This is a genomic window from Lacticaseibacillus mingshuiensis, assembly GCF_016861785.1.
Taxonomy (GTDB): domain Bacteria; phylum Bacillota; class Bacilli; order Lactobacillales; family Lactobacillaceae; genus Lacticaseibacillus; species Lacticaseibacillus mingshuiensis.
Genome location: NZ_BOLS01000051.1, coordinates 1 through 1,631, shown reverse-complemented (window position 1 = coordinate 1,631; position 1,631 = coordinate 1). Strand labels below are relative to the sequence as shown.

At 41.0% G+C, this 1,631-nt stretch carries 1 protein-coding gene; it reads left to right on the top strand.

Annotation, left to right across the window (positions count from 1 at the left end):
* Positions 1-54 precede the first annotated feature (54 nt).
* Positions 55-1,631 (top strand): collagen binding domain-containing protein (locus tag JUE67_RS12595; RefSeq protein WP_308441144.1); only part of this gene is annotated, 1,577 nt, incomplete at its 3' end.

Genomic DNA, 1,631 nt, shown 5'->3' with positions numbered 1-1,631 from the left:
GGCCCTATTAGTCCCGATCAGTATAAAGTGACTTACAACACTGATAGAACGGAAATGACTATTACTTTCCCCAATGGTTTGAACCAAGGAGTCAAAATTTCGTATCAGTCACAAGTAACAGACCCAATTGGTGATGAAGGCCAAACGATTAGTAACAGTGTAGATAGCAATGGCCAAAAATCTAATTCTAAAAAACAAGTCGGACAGCAGGGTCTAACGAAGTCTTGTGGGCACGTTGATTACAATGCTAAGACCGTTACGTGGAACTTTGATATCAATATGGCTCGGCAAAATATGAGCAATTGGTCAATGACTGATCCGGTTCCGGATGGGTTGACCGTAGACTATAAGTCCTTTGTTCTAAAGGATAAAGATAGCAATAAAACCCTCATTGAGGGGACGGACTATACCATTAGCAAGCAAGGGAACGGTTTTACCATATCCTTCGCTAATGCTTTAAAAGAGCATGCTACAAGTTGGTATACGCTAAGTTATAAAACTGCCTTTGAAACGAATAGTCTTCCGGACGGAGGAACATGGACCAATACCGCTACGGCAACTTGGACTGACACTGGCGGTGGCAAACACTCTAATGAGGGACAGGCAGACTTCACTCCTAAGAGTGAGTTTAAAAATGATGGCAGCAAGTCAGGGAGTTATAATGCTGTTTCTAAACAAATTACTTGGACCGTGGTTGCTAACTATAATCAACGTAAACTTAGCAATGCCTCTATTACTGATCCAATTATTGGTGACCAAGACTATGTAGCAGGTAGCGCCAAGTTGTATGAAGCTTCTATTAACACAAATGGCTCATATATTTTGGGAACACAAGTTGCTTCCGCTAATATTTCCTTTGACAGTACTAAGAAACAGCTTACTGCTAAATTACCAAATGATAGTTCTAAGGCTTATGTCTTGACTTACCAAACTAGTCTCTCTGGTAAGGTCATTGATCAAAAGTCGTATGACAATACAGCGACCTATACAAACAACGAAAAATCTAGTGATTTGACGGCTAAGGTGACAGTGCCAAACAGTGGCAATGTTCTGGATAAAAGTGGCAAACAAGACCCAACGAACTCTGCTTATGCGTTGTGGACAATAGGGGTCAATAAGGCACAGTCAACTTTCAGCGATGCAGTTGTTACCGATGAGCCTTCTGAAAATCAAATTATTGATGAAAGCTCTATTGTGATCTATCCAGGGAAGGTAGCTTCTAATGGTGATTTTACTGAAGATACGAGTAATCCATTAGTGCTTGGTAAGGATTACTCTGTGGACCTGCAAACTGATAGTGTAACTGGTAAGCAAACGATGAAGATTTCCTTTGCAAAGGAAATTAGTTCGGCTTACTCGATTCATTATCGTTCACTGATCAATTCGTCAAAAATTAATGATACGTTGACAAACACAGCATCGATATCAGGCAAGGGCGAAAAGGATGTTGATAACAATACCAACGGATTGACACAAGTAGTAAACAACAACGGATCGGCAACGGGTAAGAACACCAATATCGTTCTTACCAAGAGTGATGCTGACACCAAAAAATCAATTGCTGGAGCTTCTTTTGAACTTTGGTCGGATGTTTCCGGACAAAAAGGGCAGAAGCTTCGTACAGGGACGAC